The 16,954-nt window shown below is 32.1% G+C and carries 15 protein-coding genes, 4 tRNA genes, 1 other RNA gene, 1 pseudogene and 2 riboswitches (1 of these 23 running past the window's edge); of the genes and pseudogenes, 3 read left to right on the plus strand and 18 right to left on the minus strand.

Annotated elements, in window-relative coordinates; all coding sequences use genetic code 11:
* The 9 genes from Q2T46_RS08290 to Q2T46_RS08330 all read right to left on the minus strand — a co-directional run.
* A protein-coding gene (locus Q2T46_RS08290) for a DUF2508 family protein (protein ID WP_013296627.1) crosses the window boundary here: on the minus strand, positions 1 to 40 show its start. It extends 227 nt beyond the left edge of the window; only the first 40 of its 267 coding nucleotides appear in the window; its start codon is at positions 38 to 40; the stop codon falls past the left edge of the window.
* A gap of 48 nt (positions 41 to 88) precedes the next feature.
* Positions 89 to 1,261: an HD-GYP domain-containing protein gene (locus Q2T46_RS08295; RefSeq protein WP_303265787.1), complete on the minus strand. Its 1,173-nt coding sequence runs from the start codon at positions 1,259 to 1,261 to the stop codon at positions 89 to 91.
* A gap of 43 nt (positions 1,262 to 1,304) precedes the next feature.
* Entirely contained in the window at positions 1,305 to 1,676 is a 372-nt protein-coding gene (crcB, locus tag Q2T46_RS08300; protein WP_303263390.1) for a fluoride efflux transporter CrcB, read from the minus strand.
* On the minus strand, positions 1,676 to 2,077 hold the full coding sequence (gene crcB / locus Q2T46_RS08305) for a fluoride efflux transporter CrcB (RefSeq protein WP_303263388.1): 402 nt from the start codon (positions 2,075 to 2,077) through the stop codon (positions 1,676 to 1,678). The genes crcB (Q2T46_RS08300) and crcB (Q2T46_RS08305) overlap by 1 nt, the downstream gene beginning before the upstream one ends.
* A gap of 57 nt (positions 2,078 to 2,134) precedes the next feature.
* Positions 2,135 to 2,195, minus strand: a riboswitch (Fluoride riboswitch).
* 70 nt (positions 2,196 to 2,265) lie between these two features.
* On the minus strand, positions 2,266 to 3,558 hold the full coding sequence (locus Q2T46_RS08310; protein WP_303263387.1) for a homoserine dehydrogenase: 1,293 nt from the start codon (positions 3,556 to 3,558) through the stop codon (positions 2,266 to 2,268).
* Positions 3,559 to 3,621: 63 nt separating this feature from the next.
* Positions 3,622 to 3,724: riboswitch (SAM riboswitch) on the minus strand.
* Positions 3,725 to 3,978: 254 nt separating this feature from the next.
* Positions 3,979 to 4,578 carry a recombination mediator RecR gene (recR, locus tag Q2T46_RS08315; RefSeq protein ID WP_013296623.1) on the minus strand — a complete coding sequence of 200 codons (600 nt, stop codon included), beginning with the start codon at positions 4,576 to 4,578 and terminating at the stop codon, positions 3,979 to 3,981.
* 13 nt (positions 4,579 to 4,591) lie between these two features.
* Complete coding sequence (locus Q2T46_RS08320) at positions 4,592 to 4,927, minus strand: YbaB/EbfC family nucleoid-associated protein (protein WP_015310620.1); 336 nt, start codon at positions 4,925 to 4,927, stop codon at positions 4,592 to 4,594.
* 72 nt (positions 4,928 to 4,999) lie between these two features.
* Positions 5,000 to 6,601, minus strand: coding sequence for a DNA polymerase III subunit gamma/tau (gene dnaX, locus Q2T46_RS08325; RefSeq protein ID WP_303263386.1), 1,602 nt, complete (start codon positions 6,599 to 6,601; stop codon positions 5,000 to 5,002).
* 58 nt (positions 6,602 to 6,659) lie between these two features.
* Positions 6,660 to 8,552: an HD domain-containing phosphohydrolase gene (locus Q2T46_RS08330; protein ID WP_303263385.1), complete on the minus strand. Its 1,893-nt coding sequence runs from the start codon at positions 8,550 to 8,552 to the stop codon at positions 6,660 to 6,662.
* Positions 8,553 to 8,932: 380 nt separating this feature from the next.
* On the opposite strand from Q2T46_RS08330, the gene Q2T46_RS08335 reads away from it, so the two are divergent.
* Complete coding sequence (locus Q2T46_RS08335) at positions 8,933 to 10,645, plus strand: IS1634 family transposase (protein ID WP_303263384.1); 1,713 nt, start codon at positions 8,933 to 8,935, stop codon at positions 10,643 to 10,645.
* Between the two features lie 108 nt (positions 10,646 to 10,753).
* Here the strand turns inward: Q2T46_RS08335 and ffs are convergent.
* From ffs to Q2T46_RS08365, 6 genes are all read right to left on the minus strand, one after another.
* Positions 10,754 to 11,019: signal recognition particle sRNA large type (gene ffs / locus Q2T46_RS08340), an RNA gene on the minus strand.
* 137 nt (positions 11,020 to 11,156) lie between these two features.
* Positions 11,157 to 11,250, minus strand: a tRNA-Ser gene (locus tag Q2T46_RS08345).
* Positions 11,251 to 11,262: 12 nt separating this feature from the next.
* Positions 11,263 to 11,352 (minus strand) — tRNA-Ser (locus Q2T46_RS08350).
* On the minus strand, positions 11,339 to 11,785 hold the full coding sequence (locus tag Q2T46_RS08355; RefSeq protein ID WP_303263383.1) for a nucleoside deaminase: 447 nt from the start codon (positions 11,783 to 11,785) through the stop codon (positions 11,339 to 11,341). Before Q2T46_RS08355 ends, Q2T46_RS08350 begins: the two co-directional genes overlap by 14 nt.
* A 16-nt stretch (positions 11,786 to 11,801) precedes the next feature.
* Positions 11,802 to 11,878: transfer RNA gene (locus Q2T46_RS08360), tRNA-Arg, on the minus strand.
* A 157-nt stretch (positions 11,879 to 12,035) separates the two neighbouring features.
* The gene (locus Q2T46_RS08365) at positions 12,036 to 13,418 is read right to left on the minus strand and encodes an ATP-binding protein (RefSeq protein WP_303263382.1); all 1,383 of its coding nucleotides are present in this window, start codon (positions 13,416 to 13,418) and stop codon (positions 12,036 to 12,038) included.
* A 109-nt stretch (positions 13,419 to 13,527) separates the two neighbouring features.
* Between Q2T46_RS08365 and Q2T46_RS08370 the strand changes: the two are divergent.
* A pseudogene (locus tag Q2T46_RS08370) lies at positions 13,528 to 14,283 on the plus strand (IS30 family transposase); the annotation flags it as partial.
* 431 nt (positions 14,284 to 14,714) lie between these two features.
* Here the strand turns inward: Q2T46_RS08370 and Q2T46_RS08375 are convergent.
* Both Q2T46_RS08375 and Q2T46_RS08380 read right to left on the minus strand, forming a co-directional pair.
* Positions 14,715 to 14,870, minus strand: a complete 156-nt coding sequence (locus tag Q2T46_RS08375; protein ID WP_303263381.1) for a hypothetical protein — start codon at positions 14,868 to 14,870, stop codon at positions 14,715 to 14,717.
* Positions 14,871 to 15,386: 516 nt separating this feature from the next.
* Complete coding sequence (locus Q2T46_RS08380; RefSeq protein WP_303263380.1) at positions 15,387 to 16,118, minus strand: AsnC family protein; 732 nt, start codon at positions 16,116 to 16,118, stop codon at positions 15,387 to 15,389.
* A 424-nt stretch (positions 16,119 to 16,542) separates the two neighbouring features.
* Here Q2T46_RS08380 and Q2T46_RS08385 point away from each other — a divergent pair, with 424 nt between their 5' ends.
* Entirely contained in the window at positions 16,543 to 16,749 is a 207-nt protein-coding gene (locus Q2T46_RS08385; protein ID WP_311062220.1) for a hypothetical protein, read from the plus strand.
* A gap of 14 nt (positions 16,750 to 16,763) precedes the next feature.
* On the opposite strand, the gene Q2T46_RS08390 is transcribed toward Q2T46_RS08385, so the two are convergent.
* Positions 16,764 to 16,840, minus strand: a tRNA-Arg gene (locus Q2T46_RS08390).
* Positions 16,841 to 16,954: the final 114 nt, after the last annotated feature.

A 16,954-nucleotide genomic window follows, 5' to 3' on the forward strand; every position in this document is an offset into this window, starting at 1 on the left:
TAGCAGAAATTTCCTTAAAAATGTTATATAGTGAGCCCATAAAATACCTCCTCATCCATATTGTTGACAGCAATATGGATGAGTATACCTATAATTCAACTTCTTTTATTATTTCAAGAGATCTTCCATCTATTTTATTTAATTTAACAAGTTTATAAATGATATTAACAGCTTCAATATGGGACATGCCGGCTCTATACGGCCTATCTTCTGTCAGAGCTTGGTACATATCGCATACCGCCATAAGCCTTGAAATGTCATCAAGGTCTTCTCCAGTAAGTCCTTCAGGATATCCAGAACCATCTAATTTTTCATGATGATTTGCAGCCCACTCTGCTATATCATCAATGCCACCTATTTCCATTAATATTTTCTTAGTATAATATGTATGGGACTTTATTATCATAAATTCTTCTTCGGTTAATTTATCAGATTTATCCAGTATTTCATTTGGGATAGCCAATTTGCCTAAGTCATGCAGCAGTCCAGCGATCTTTACCTTTTTTGCCGTCATCTCGTCATACCCCGATATCAAAGCTGCTTTATATGCAACTTCTGATATGCCTTTTGAATGCTTGTAAGTAAAGTGGCTTTTGTTATCAATTATATTCGAAAATACCCGTGCAATTTTGCTTAGATCATCTATGTCAACTATCATTGTTTCATTGGATATATAAGGTCTTAAAACATCAAACGTGTCATAATGTTCATAATCGAGCCAGAACTTTTCCTGTTTCATTAGATCTTTTAATGCGTTTACAATTATTGGGTTGAATGATTTCCCTGATTTATCATTTAACCATTTTTCTATATGTTTTCTTGTCCTGTATTCATTCATTGTTATAGACACTGTATTGTATTTCACATCAAATTGATCTGCCAAATATATTATCTGAGCTTCAAATGGTATAGAATTTCCATTAATATGAAAGTATCCGCTTCCATCCCAGTTTTCGTGATGATACTTTATAATATCAGAAAATTCATGTCCTCTAGGCATGTCTTTTACCATATCGCTTCCTCTCAATGAATGCACCCATGTGTTGTTTGAATAAAAATCTTCATATACGTCACTTTTGCCTATGTCATGGAGAAAAGCAGAATAAAATATTTTATACTCTTCATCTCTTTTTATATTTAAATTTCTTGCCAATCTTATGGCAACATATGCAACTTTGCGAGCATGCCCAAAATTTCTTCTCTCAAGGATGTCCAGTGATAGCGATAACGCTGACAGTAATTTAAAATAATCTAATAACAAAAGAACCATCCCTTCTCGTATCATCAATATTATACTACAATATTTAAAATAGATTTCCAATATAATATCCTAAATAAGCTCCGATAAGACCAACAATGACGGTGGACGCAGAGTATAAAAAAGCGTGTGCATAGTGCTTTTGGCGAAGAAGGTGTATCGTTTCATGTGAAAAGGTAGAATAAGTGGTAAACGCTCCAATAAATCCTGTCATAATAAACAACTTAACATCATTATCAAAAAAATGTACAATCTTAGGGTTTGACAAAACATTCAAGAGAAATGCACCTAATACATTGACCACAAATGTTTCAATAGGCACCACAAACTCTCTGTTTTCCTTAATATGCCTAGATATCTCATACCTTGAAATTGCACCGAAAACTCCTCCTAAACCTACTAAAAAAATATTTGACATCAATTTTCTTCACGTCCTTTTAATATTTTTGCTGTTTTATCTCCCAATTCAAACCCTATAAATGACATGATAAATCCAATAAATATCGATAGCAATACATATATCAAAGCTACTGCAATTCTTCCATTCCTCAATAGATCCATTGTTTCTTTAGTGAATGTTGAAAATGTAGTAAAGGCACCGATGAACCCAGTCGTAATTGCCAATCTAATATTAAAATTAACCTTAAATTCTTCAAGCGTTAAATTTGATATATAACTTAATAAAAATGAGCCAAAAATATTTATAAAGAATGTCTCAATTGGAAATACTGTATGCAATATACTTTGATAATAGCTCGAAATCAAATATCTCAAAATTGCACCGAAAAAACCGCCAATTCCTATATAGATGTATTCCATGAAGATTGCCCTCCATTTTCATAAGATAGTAACAAATAAGCTCCTATTGAGTTAGTATACCCAATAGGAGCCATCAGCTTCGATGCATTTAAAGGTGAGCTCCATCACCTTACAACAACAATTATATCACAGATTTGTTTTTAAAGTAAATATTTCATAATGATATACATTCTATTTTGCCTAATTTTTTATATAACTTCACTTTCTATTGTGTTAACATGTCTAATATCCTCTTCATTGCCGTTATACAACACCTTGAAGAGACTCTCTATCGTACTCATTTTTTTATTTTCTAAACTTTCTATAAACCTGTTTATATCATTATCAAAAAGCTTGAAAACTGCCGCAAAAGTATTGCCATCATAAACAGACTCTTTAAACGAAGCACCATTATCAGTAAAAAATTTTAAAATATTTTTTATATTAAACTTGTAAAAGAGTTTAAGTCTTATATAAAATACATCTGTAAAACTACCGTTAAAAACTGAAATATGTTTTGCCGTACGATTTGTTTTTATGCCGTAATTCAATAGTATATCTATTAAATCTGCAACAACTGAATCCCCTGTAGGCATTTGTCCTGCACCTTTTCCAATAAAAATAAGCTCTTTGAAACCATCTCCTCTCAGTATAACAGCATTGTTTACATCGCCAACACTTGCTAAAATATTGTTAGCTTCTATTAGTATAGGCTCTACACTCCCATAGACATTGCCTTTCTCGTATTTAGCCCATGCAAATGGTTTAATTTTATATCCCCATTTTCCGGCATAATATATATCATCATATTTTATTTCATTTATACCATATCTCATTATTGAATTAACAGAAACATCAACATCAAATGCTTTTTTTATGAGAATCACAAGCTTATACAGAGCATCGAATCCTTTTATATCGTAATCCGGATTGCTTTCCGCATACCCTCGCTTTTGAGCAGCTGCAAGTGCTTCATCATATTTCATTCCCTTTTCTATTATCTGTGTCAATATGTAGTTTGTCGTACCGTTTATTATTCCTCCCACAAAATTTATTTCATCGGTTATTTTGAGTCTCTCAATCTGATGTATAACAGGTATTGCTCCAGCAACACTTGCCTCAAATTTCAAAAATACACCATTTTCATCTGCCATTTTTCTAAGCTCGCCTCCATATTTTGCCATCAACTCTTTGTTTGCAGTAATAACATGCTTCTTAGAAATTAACGCCTTTTTCACGTAATCGTAAGCAGGATCAACTCCTCCCATTACTTCAATTATTGCACTTATTTCGCTATCACACAAGATTTCGTTAGCATCAATTGTTAGTATTTCATCTATACCATTAATATTTCTCGGTTTATCAGGATGCTTCACTAGTATTTTTTTTATTTCAGGATAAAACCCCGTTTTTTGTTTTATATGCTGTTTTCTTGATGTGACTATTTTATAGACTCCGCTTCCTACTGTTCCAAATCCCAGCAATCCAATCTTAAATTCCATGTGGCATACCTCCTAAAAATTTTTGGCCCTCTTCAATGAGAAGAGGGCCAAAATACGCCGCTCCTCTCATCTCTCAGGTATTTCCTGCAGGATTTGGCACCAAGCGTAAATAAATGCCGGTTGCCGGGTTTCATCGGGCCAGTCCCTCCACCACTCTTGATAAGAGGATTCCAATATTCTCTTTTAAATTTATTAATGAATATATTATCACTTTACACTATTATAGTCAAGCATTCTTTTAATTCTGGTATCTTGTATTTTAAAATTCTCCTTGAAAGTTGATTAAAAAAGTGTTCAGCAATATTCCTTAATTATTATTTCCTTGATTCTGAACAAAAAAATCATGGCTTGAAAGAAACTTTTCTTTCCTTATTACCATGATTTTTATGGTACTTTGATATGAATTTAATTTTTGTAAATTTACATTTCCCTTCTACCTTCCAATGCCCTCGATAAAGTAACAGAATCAGTATATTCGAGGTCACCACCAACAGGTACACCATGTGCTATCCTCGTCACTTTTATGCCAAAAGGTTTTATAAGTTTTGCAATGTACATAGCAGTCGCTTCGCCTTCTATATCGGGATTTGTCGCTAAAATAATCTCTTTTATGTCGTTATTATTAATCCTTTCTAGCAATTCTTTTATCTTTATATCTTCTGGTCCTATACCGTCCATGGGTGAAATTACACCATGCAGCACATGGTATAAACCACGATACTCCCTTGTTTTCTCCATAGCTACTACATCTTTCGGATCAGATACCACACAAATAGTAGATGAATCTCTGGTTTCATCGCTACAGATATTGCATAAATCGCTATCAGTGAAATTATAACACTTGTTGCAGTATTTTAAATTGTTTTTTGCCTCCAATATAGCATTAGATAAATTAATAACGTCATCTTTTGGCATATCCAAGATGTAAAATGCAAGTCTTTGTGCTGTTTTTCGTCCAATACCTGGAAGTCTTGATAATTCATCAATAAGCCTTGACAATGACCTCGAATAAACATTCATCAATTAATTCACCTCAAAATAAGCCTGGTATATTAAAGCCTCCTGTAATTTTTCCCATTTCCTCTGCAATCATGTGTTCAGCACTTCTTAAAGCCTGATTTACTGCTGCTAAGACTAGGTCTTCTAGCATCTCCACATCGTCCTTATCAACAACGGCAGGATCAATCTTTATACTGATCAATTCTTTTCTTCCATTGGCTACTACCTTTACAGCTCCACCGCCTGCAGACTCTTCAACCGTCTTGTTTTCAAGCTCTTCCTGCACTTTCTTCATTTGCTCTTGCATCTGTTGCGCCTGTTTTATCATGTTGTTCATGTTAAAACCGCCAGGAAATCCTCCTTTTGCCATTCACAATACCTCCTATTAATATTTAGTGTTCTCTTCCTATTTATATGCTGATTTTGGCTGGGTAGTGATAAATTAATCTATAATTTCTACATCGCCAAAATATTTTTTTACCGCTTCAATCAACTCGTCATCTTCATTTTTTTTGACTACTACGTTCACTATATAATCTTTTCCAGTGAATTTCTTAATAACATCTTTAATATAATCTTTATTTTCAACTTTATTCAGTTCATCTTTGTAGAATTCATGCTCCTTTGGATATTCTATCATAAAATTACCGTCTTTCAAATACGGTTTGCCTAAACTCAAAAAAGAAAAAATCATAGGTCTATCTTTTTTTATTATATTCAATACTTTATTAAAGACTTCATTTACATCGATTTTATCGCTTTTATCTGCACTCTCAGTAATTTCTATGTGCTCTTTTTTTATTTCATCTGCAGCAACTTTATCATCTTCAACACCCTTTTCGGATTTTACTACATCTTTTTTCGATATAATACCATCATCATTTTCTCCATTAAATGCTACTTTAACGTTATTCAATCTACTTTCCAGTTTCTTAATCCTATCTAAAATGCTGTCTATATCAGGTGATATTTCAGGATTTATAAGCTTCAATACTGTTATTTCAAATAATATTCTTGGTGATTGCGCGTATCTAATTTTCCCTTGTAAATCTATCAATTTTTCTATGGCATTAGACAAAAACGACATATCAAATTCCGACGCCTTCAATATTTTATCGTTTATCTCTGTTTCTAATATTTCTTCGGACTCTGTACCGCATGTTTTGTAAATAACAACGTCCCTCAAAAATGAAAGCATCGCTTTGATCAAATTGCTTACATCTATGCCATAAAGCATCAATTTATCTATCTGATTTATGACTTCCTTTGCATTTCTATCATTTATGCTTTTTACAAGAGTGTATAATGTATCATCATTTACAGTACCAAGAATGTCACATACATCATCATACGTTAAAACATCATTGTATGACACACACTGTTCAAGTATGCTTATGGCATCTCTCATAGAGCCATTTCCATGACGGGCAATCATCGCAATAGCTCTATTTTCTATGCTTATGTTGCTGTCTTTTGCAATCTTCTCTATATTTTGTGAAATGACTCTTGATGGTATCCTTTTAAAATCAAATCTCTGACACCTTGACAAAATAGTTGCAGGTATTTTGTTTGGCTCTGTAGTAGCTAATATAAATATAGCATGTGATGGCGGCTCCTCCAACGTTTTTAAAAGCGCATTAAAAGCACTTCCTGATAGCATATGAACCTCATCGATAATATACACTTTGTACTTACATATAGATGGTGCATATATTATATTGTCTCTAAGTTCTCTTACATCATCAACGCTGTTATTTGAGGCTGCATCTATCTCTATTATATCTATAAGGGAATTGTTGTTTGCAGATTCACATATTTGGCATCTATTGCAAGGCTCACCTTCTACACTGTTAGGACAATTGACTGCTTTTGCAAAAATCTTGGCAACACTGGTTTTGCCTGTGCCTCTAGTCCCACAAAAAAGATAAGCGTGTCCTATTCTTCCCGTCTTTATCTGATTTCTTAACGTTCTAACAATATGATTCTGTCCTAAAACCTCACTAAAATTTCGAGGTCTGTATTTTCTGTATAATGACTGATACATAAAAAACACCTCATTTATTTAATTGTAACAAAAAAAAGGATACTTTTCTATATCCTTTTTAGTTAGCTATCTCAATTTCTCTTTTGATTCTTTCAATCTTTTTTCTGTCTCTCATATAAATAGATATCACACTATCTACCACCCGCGGATTGAATTGCGTTCCTTTATACTTTAATAATTCATTTACGGCTTCGTCAAAAGGCATCCCTTTTCTGTATGATCTATCAGATGTCATTGCATCAAATGAATCTGCAACACACAGTATTGCAGCAATCAATGGTATGTTATCATCATCAAGCCCAAATGGATAGCCTTTTCCGTCGTACCTTTCATGGTGTTTTTCTATTCCATCTATTATATCTTTCGACAGCCCTATAGGTTCCAAAATTTTCTTCGATATACTAGGATGCTGTTTAATCTTATCATATTCTTCTTTTGTAAGTTTTCCAGGTTTTGTGAGTATTTTATCTGATATTCCAATTTTACCTATATCATGTAATATGCCAGCAATTTTTAACTTCTCTATTTCATCCTTTGGAAGCCCCATGCTTTCACCTATAATTGCTGCATATTTTGAAACTCTCAAAGAATGGCCTTTAGTATATCTGTCTTTTGCTTCAACCGCATATGCCAATGCATCAATTGTTCTTAGATACCAATTTCTTAAATTATCGTAGAGATTGGCATTTTCTATAGCAATAGATACACTATCAGCAACAGATCGCAATAAGCTTATATCATTCGCTAATCTTGATGTAGTTAATATATTTAATGTTCCTACAGCCTTGTCTTTCGATATTAGCGGAACAGAAATTATATTCTTGACATTTAATTGTTTAAGTCTTTTTAACAAAACGTAATCTGCTGGAAATTTATTCGCATCTAAAATCGTAATTTCCTTTGATACAAGAAGCTTAACATTTTCATCAGTTGTCAAAGAAAGCTCTTTTAGAAGAGGCATATCTTTTAATTCCCCTGCTGCCACCATAAGCTCCAAATTCCCTGATTCATTGACAGTTCTTATGGTACACAATGGAGAAGACAATATTGTTGATATTTTTTCTGCTATAGAATAAAGTATATCACGGGGCGCTAAATTTTTAGTCAACAATTGTGTCACATTTCCTATAGCAAGAATTTGCCTATTTCTCTCCAGTATCTCTTTTTTTGCAGTGCAATAATCGGTTATATCTCTGGACAATCCTTGAATTCCTAGCAATTCACCCTCACTATTTTTCACTGTCTTAACTCTAGTCTCAGTCAAAATTGTTGAGCCGTCTCTTTTTTTGAATTTTATTTCTGCCATATTTATTTTTCTGGTCATTAAATCTTCCATTAATTTTTTATCATCATCATCAATGTATTCAAAAATTTTTTTACCTATCATTTCATCAGGTAAATAATCTAAAAATTTTAAAGATCTGTTATTTATAAACTCTATATTGTACTCTTTGTCGGTAAACCAAAGAATATCCGACATATTATCAACCAATGTTCTATACCTTGATTCTGATGCTTCAAGTTCATTTGTAACAGCCTCCATCTGCTCATATGACGCTTCAAGCTCCATATAAAGGTCTTGCAATTCATTATTCTTTTTAATTAACTCCTGAGATTCTTTTTTTAGCTCTTCATAATTCGACTTTAACTTAGAAGACATTTTGTTAAAATTTTTTGATAACTCTGCAAATTCTTCTGTTACATCTATGTCAATATTATAATCGTATTCACCATTTGTAATTCTTTTAACACATTCATTTAATTTTTCCAGAGGATATGACATGTATTTCGATTCTCTCATTGCTATAAAAACTGAAATAAGCAAAATTAAAATAGATGTAATTATGTTATTTCCAATCCCTTTTATAATGTGTACAAATGAAAGAAGGTACACAAAAAGCGAAACTCCGAATATTATTGCAAACAATCGGCTGCGATAACTTTTAAACATAAATACCTCCCTAAGCAGTTAAAATCACTACTAATATTTTCGACAATATAAAAAAAAACTTTACACAAATTTTAAATATCAGAATATTTTTTGTGTATTATACTTTACTAATAAGTATTAAATTTTTTTAATAATTAAAGGTAATAATAAAAGGCCGCACACCCGACTCTGTCATGTTACCATAAGCGTTACATAAGCAGTTAACTCCATTCAAGCACCCCTAGTTTTGCAGCAAAATTTTATGTAGCGTAACCCGGAACCAGCAATTTTACTAACGATTCCGGGTAAAATTTTTTTAAATTTTTGTCATATTTTGGTTGCGGATTATTATGGATTGTGGTATAATATAGTTATATTGAATTTTATTGGGGGAGTTTAATGTGTATTTAAAGAAAAGCAAACGTAGTTCCGGAAGAATATACTTATCTATTGCAGATGGATATCGCGATAAAGAAAGAGGGCATACAAGGACTGTTACTATTAAATCCCTTGGATACCTCGATGAACTTCAAAAACAATACGATGATCCTATCGCTTTTTTTGAACAAAAGGTTAAAGAATTGAATGAACAAAAAGCCATGAAAAAGGCTCCAATTGCTCTTAATTTTTCTCCTAATGAAAGACTTTTGGTTAATACGGATAACCGTAAAAACTTTGGCTATGCTGCATTTAGTAAGATTTATCATGAGCTTGAATTGGATAAATTTTTGAAAAACAGGCAGCGTCATTCAAAAGAAGAGTATGATGCTAATGCTATTATGAAACTTCTCGTATTTTCACGCTTATTGTATCCTGCTTCAAAGAAAAAGACTTATGAGAATAGAGATATATTCTTTGAGAGGTCTGATTTTTCTTTGGATGATATCTACAGATGTTTATCTTTTTTCAATAAGCATAGTGATGCTTTGCAACTTTGGGTTCATGAGCATATTAAGTCTTTATATGAACGAAATACTAATCTAGTTTATTACGATGTTACCAATTATTATTTTGAAATTGATGAACAAGATGAATTGCGTAAAAAAGGCGTTTCTAAAGAACATAGACCAGATCCAATTGTGCAGATGGGATTATTTATGGACACCAATGGTATACCTATTACATATAAACTTTTTCCTGGTAATGCTCTAGATAAAACTACACTTATGCCTATGTTAAGGAAAATACAACATGATTATTCTTTGGGAAGAATTATTGTAGTTGCTGATAAAGGCATCATTACTGGCGATAACATTTGGTATACTTTATCTGCTGGTAATGGTTATGTATTTAGCTATTCTGTTCGTTGTGCGGATAAGGAATTTAAGAAATATGTCCTTGACGAAAATGGATATACATACAGAGGAGATAGCTTCAAGATAAAATCCAGACTTTATCCAAGAGAAATATTAGTAACCACCACTAAAGGCAAAAAAATGAAAAAGGTAGTTGATGAAAAACAGGTTATTTTCTATAGTGAAGAGTATGCCTTAAAAGCAAAATATGAACGAGCTGCTACAATAGAGAAAGCAAAAGACCTAATTAAAAATCCAGCAAAATACAATAAAGCTACATCTTACGGTGCTTCCAAATATGTAAAGAATCTCATTTTTGATGAAGAAACTGGCGAAATATTAGAAAGTGCTCATCAACACTTAGCATTTGATGAGGAAAAACTAAAAGAAGAAGAAAGATTTGATGGATACTATGCAATAGTTACTAGCGAATACAAAGAATCTGATGATAAAATTATTGAAATGTACCGTGGCCTTTGGAAAATAGAAGAATCTTTTAAAATAACTAAAAGTGATATCGAAAGCAGACCGGTGTATTTATCACTAAAAGAGCATATTGATGCTCATTTTCTGATATGCTTTATATCACTTGTAATTGTGAGGATACTTGAATATAGATTAAATGGAAAATATTCTGTTTCAGCTATACTTGAGAGTCTAGCAAAAGCATCCTGCAGTTACATACAAGAAAATTATTACCTGTTTGATTTTAATAATGATGTTCTTGAAGATATAGGTAAAGAATTAGGTATTGATTTTGGGAAAAAGATTATGACATTAGGAGAGATTAAAAAAATTTTAGGAGAAGTAAAAAAATGACATTTCCACTACAACTTATTGACAAAAACAGAAAGCCCGAAAGCCTTCATTTTAAAGGGCTTATGGGCTTTTTTTATCCTTTTTTGCTGCAAAAGTCAGGATAAAAGGCCGCACACCCGACTCTGTCATGTTACCATAAGCGTTACATAAGCAGTTAACTCCATTCAAGCACTCCCCCGGCACATGAAAGTATTTGCTTACCGTTGCTTCCTTCCGGACCTGGCGGGGTTCACAAATTTCCATTGCGGAGGACTTGAATATCATAATCACTTACTTACGCCAGCCTTACAGTAATCATGCCTCGGCTCGGGAATTCGACCCTGCTATAGCGGATTGCAGGTTACAGGGCACCGCTACCTCCCCATCTAGTACGGCCATGTAAGTCATTTATTAACTTACGACATTATTTTGCGCAATACAAAGTTTATTATACATCGTCTATATGTAAAAATCAATATTTTGATTGAGATTTTTAATGGATGTTATGGATTAAGATGGGATATGTGTTTTATGGCGGAGAGAGAGGGATTCGAACCCTCGGTACCCATTTTGTGGGTACACACGATTTCCAGTCGTGCGCCTTAGACCAGCTCAGCCATCTCTCCATGATATTTCCATGGCGGAGAGAGTGAGATTCGAACTCACGAGGCGGAAATCCGCCCACTCGCTTTCGAGGCGAGCGCTTTCGACCACTCAGCCATCTCTCCGGATTTGCCTTAGTCTACTAAAGAAATCACTTATTAATTTTTTACAATCATCTTCCATAATGCCAAAATAAACGTCAACTTTCTTATTTAAAAAATCATACACAGTGCCTGCAGCACCGCTATCATGGCTCTCAGCACCTATATATACTCTTTTTATCCTGGATTCAATTATAGCACCTGCACACATAGGACATGGCTCTAATGTTACATACAGCGATGCGTCATTGAGTCTCCAGTCTCCAATGTTTTTGCAAGCATCTTTTATCGCATTGATTTCAGCGTGCTGAGTTGCATCTTTTTCAGTTTCTTTTAAGTTATGCCCTTTTCCTATGATTATACCATCTTTAACGACAACTGCACCAACCGGCATCTCACCAAGTTTAAGGCTTAGCACAGCTTCATCAATAGCGCATTGCATATATTTATTGTACATCTCAATCACACATAAATGGTGCGCCCGAGAGGACTCGAACCTCCGGCACACGGTTTAGGAAACCGTTGCTCTATCCTGCTGAGCTACGGGCGCATGATTTACATTATATATAAAATTTGAATTTTGTCAATATCATTATACAATACGTGCTTAAATTAATCAAGATGGTTAGTCCAATCCATTTTTTAGATATGAGACTTATGCTTGCTTCAAAAAGCCTCAGAAATTCTTCTATGACCTTAAAAACCTCCTAATCAAAGTTTTCTACCAAAATAATATTATTGCTATATGATGCAAAATTAGCCACTTCACTGGTAAAACCACTCTTTGAGAATAAAACATAATACTTATTTGGATAATCAAATAATGAGCTTTTTTCTATCAAGCCATTTAAAACAGCCATATCTGTCTTTTGATTTTGCCATTTGCACTCTCCAAATATTATATTATCATTATTGATAGCAACAATATCAATTTCTTCTTCACGTCTTTTATACGGATTGTTGCCCCACCATTTACCTATTTCTTCAAAAATAAATGGCAGTTTTTTATTTTTATTCAGTATTTTAAGATAATCTATACATATTTCTTCATACACTAACCCCAAAAAATCATTCATTGACATCTTAATCTTGTTTTCAATGACTTCATCAAGCAGTCCCTGCTCTATTAATGCCTTGTTGTTAAAAACAAATCTGTACCAAAACCTGAAGAAATTATCTTTAATCTTATATATGCTTTTTCTGCTTTTGGCCTTTAGTTCTATAGGGGTAACTTTTTCGAGTATTTTTAAGTCTATCAATGTAGAAATATATTTAGAGCACTTATCAGTATTAATACCTACTTTTGTAGATATTTCATTTAATTTACTGCTTCCTGTAGCTATTGCTTCTATTATTGAATTGTATAAAGCAGGCTCTCTAACTTCTTGTCTTAGTAACAATTTGGGTTCTTCATATAGATATGATGATTTATCTAATATTTTAGTCTTAATATTTTCATATACATTACATTTATCATCAAAAATACTTAAATATTGGGGAATCCCGCCTAAAACACCGTATGCTATAACTTGTTCTTCAAAGCTGTAGCTTGGGAAAAACTTTCTACTGTCAAAAAAGTTAAATGGTTCAACTATTAATTGTGACGTTCTTCTTCCGTATAATGGGCTTTTATAGCTTAATACTTCTTTTTCAATAAAGCTCATAGAAGATCCGCAGACAATCAAAAAAAGTTTTGTATCTTTTAAATGATGATCTATTAAATTTTGAAGTATCGAAGGAATGCTTTTATTTGAATTAACAATATAGGGAAATTCATCTATAACAACGACTAAACGTTCATCTTTAGCTTGTTGGCCTAAAAATAAAAAGGCTTTTTCCCATGATTCAAATTTTCCTACTATTCCATTAAGTCCAAAATACAAAAGTATCTTATCTGAGAAAGACTCAAGGGCAATTTTATCATTGTACTCTTCAGCGACAAAAAATATTGATGGCTTATCTTTGCAAAATTCAGTCAACAATGTAGTTTTCCCTACACGTCTTCTGCCATACATAACTATAAAATGAAATCTATCCTCATTGTACAAACTATTTAAAGTCTCAAGTTCATATTCTCTGCCTATAAACATAAATTCACCTCGATTATTAACTTATAAGTTAGTAACTTTAAAGTTAGTAATTATAAAGTTAATTATATTATATCACATCAATAAAAAAATTCCAATATTTTTCAAAAGTAAATATGGGGAAGGAAAAATATTAAAAGAGAAATAGTCACCTGATGCAGTTGTAGGTTACTTCAGAAATAATGTCGTCTGGCAAAAAGAAGAAATAGTATGTACCAAAACTCTCTATAATTACATAGATAAAGGTCTGTTAAGAGTTCGCAATATTGATTTATGCCTAAAAGTGCGCTTAAAACCAAAGAAGAAGATAATAAGAAGGAATAAGAAAATTATGGGAGAGAGCATATCACAAAGACCTGAAGAAATAAATAAAAGAGAAAGCTTTGGACATTGGGAAATAGATACTGTTATAGGCAAGAGATCAAATGACAAAGCTTTATTAACACTGACAGAGCGTTTAACAAGATATGAGTATATCTTTGTTATAAATGAAAAAGACAGTTTATCAATCAAGAAGGTATTTGATGAACTCAAAGCGCAATATAAGGAGAATTTTTCAAAGGTATTTAAGAGTATAACAGCAGACAATGGGACAGAATTTGCCAAATTGAGTGAGATATTAAATGAATGTGAAAGTAAGGCATATTTTACTCATCCATATTCTGCATTTGAGAGAGGAACAAACGAGCGTCATAATGGGTTAATAAGGAAATTTATACCTAAAGGCACAACACTAGCTGATTTATCAGAGTGGGTTATAAAATGAGTGCAAAATTGGTGCAATCAACTTCCGAGGAGGATTTTAGAATACAAAACGCCTGAAGAATGTTTTTTAGATGAGGTTAACAAAGTTATCAATTATGCATGATGATTACGATGAAATAGTTCAACCATGGTAAAATGCAAAATTAAGGCCGCTGTTTCCCCTATAGGGAAAACAGATATATCGTACATGGTTAGAAAATTATGGTCTTATCAATTATTTAAAAAGTGTTGCATTTAATATTGCAATTTGCGCTTTATTTTATCAGTTATTTATTTTAAAGTCTACTCCGAGCTTCTAAAAAAATAGCACGTCTGCGAAGAATGAGCAGAGGTGCGTCATAAATTCGGATTTTTGATTTGAGTAAAGCGAAATCGTTTATAATTTTAATTAACAAGTGCAGTCACTTTTATTAATCCAATATTTTACATATTTTATTTATTCATATAACTTCTGACACTACCACAATAGACAGACAATATCAATTAAATAGAAACTCCCTCCTAAAAAGGAGGGAAAAATTCATTTAAGCTTAATTACGTATTTTGTTCCTTTATTTTCGTATCAGTTTCGTCAGTTATCCAAGGTGCTCTACAAAATCCATCTTTGTGAGATGTAAGTTGACCTTTTGCTATTGCAAAAGCTTTTAAAGCGTCAACATCTACTTTCTCAGCCAAATTTTCAATTGACAATCTTAACCCTCCTTTCTATAAAAGACTTTTTTAGGTATTTACGAAACCCCATAATGCTCTAAAAAAGCTGGGTTTCGTTTATATTTTCAAAGGATTTCCTCCACTTTTGTTGAATTATTATATAATACACTATATTAACAAATAGGAGGTATCATTATGAAAACCAAGTTTAAACAATTATCTATCAGCGATGTCTTCACTGATATTGAATCTATTTTTGAAGAAAACAAGCCCAAGTTTATCAAATTATTTGATTCTTACATTAATTTTTCTGAAATTGTACCTCAGTCTTTTTATGAGCATTATACAGTTATTATGGTCGTCATAGAGTCTTCAATCTCGAGTCTATGCTTTCTTCTTTGGTTATCCAAAAGATTCTTTCTATACCCACTACTCAATTACTTGTCCACATTTTTAACCTTTCTAAGGACCTTAGAGAACTTTGGGGGTTCTTTAAAATTATAATGATACCAACTTTTGTTGCCTTAAAAACTAATTCTGCATCCGTATTTGCTTTTAATAAAATCCGAAGTTTTTTATATGATTTTTAAGAGTATTTTCTGCAATATGTATTCTTTTACATATATCTTTTCTCTCCATTCCATGCGCTAAACAATATATTATTGCTGTATCAATTGAAGTTAACTCCAACTCAATTGTGTACAATTTATTTTTATATGTTAAAGCTTTTTCTATACATTTAACTATATTTCTTAAGATAAAACTTTGATAATCTATATTTTGACAATTTGCACATGACAAATCAAGATAAGCAACTATTAAAGCATTTGTGTAATCAATTATAGGAATTGCTGTACAATACCAATTTTCTAATATATCCCACTGATGATCCTTACCACATATTTGATACTGTTGTTTATATTCCATTGCTAAACTGACTGCATTTATTCCACTATTTTCTAGCTTTAAACTAACTCCTTCTGTAAAATTTATTTCTTTAAAATAATTTTCTAATCTACTATTATATATTAATTGAATGATATAGCCATCTTCGTCACATAAAACAAAAAAATAGCCTTCATCAATCATTCTGCTATACAAAAAGTCTGTATTTATAATATTATCAAGTGCTGCAATAATATCATTTTTACGTTCTTTTCTATGCTTAAATTCTTCAGCTTCAATACTTTTTTTAAATTTCCCATCCATAAAATTTAATCTACTTAGTTTAAGATATAATTCCACATACTCTCTTGATTCTTTTGTTATAGTAATGACTTCAAACAATTTAAATACCTCCATTGTTATTAAAATAACATTAATCATTAATTAATTCTATAAAATAGCAAAAAATCCTCCTTAATAAAGAAAGAAATGTATTTTAGGTATTTGCAAAACCTCATAATGCTCTATAAAAGTGGAATTTCGCTTATATTTTTAAATGATTTCCTCTACTTTTGTCGAATTATTATATAATATTTAAATCATCTTAAAACATGAAGGAAATAAGTATTGGAGCCAATTGTTATAACAAAAAAAAGAATTTATTTCAGGGCTGCATAGATTAAAAGCATCAAAAGTGCTAGATTTAAATGAAATAGAATGCATAACAATGAGCTACAATAATATTGACAAAGAATTGGCTGAAATTGACAAAAACTTAATAATGACAGAATAGACAGTCTTGGAACATACTGAACATTTAAAAAGAATGAAAGATCTGTATGAAGCAAAGTATCCAGAAACAAAAGCAGGTATAAAATGCGCTTATGGAATGAACAAAGCATCAGGATATAACGTTGACGACAAAATAACACCAACGTTTGCTGAAGATACTGCTAATAAATCAAGGAACACCATAATTCCAATTTTAACTCGCAATCAAAAAGGGTATATGCCCTATGACATATACCCTTAAATATGCTATTTTACTGGTGCGCCCGACAGGATTCGAACCCGTGGCCTTTTGATTCGTAGTCAAACGCTCTATCCAACTGAGCTACGGGCGCCCATTTACATACTTTATAATACCACATTTCATTTTTATTTGCAAATGTTGTTTCTGAAGTTCAGATTAGCCTCAAATTTTAAAAAGGGTTATAAGTATTTTACCTATAACCCTA

This window comes from Thermoanaerobacterium sp. CMT5567-10 (assembly GCF_030534315.2).
Taxonomy (GTDB): domain Bacteria; phylum Bacillota; class Thermoanaerobacteria; order Thermoanaerobacterales; family Thermoanaerobacteraceae; genus Thermoanaerobacterium.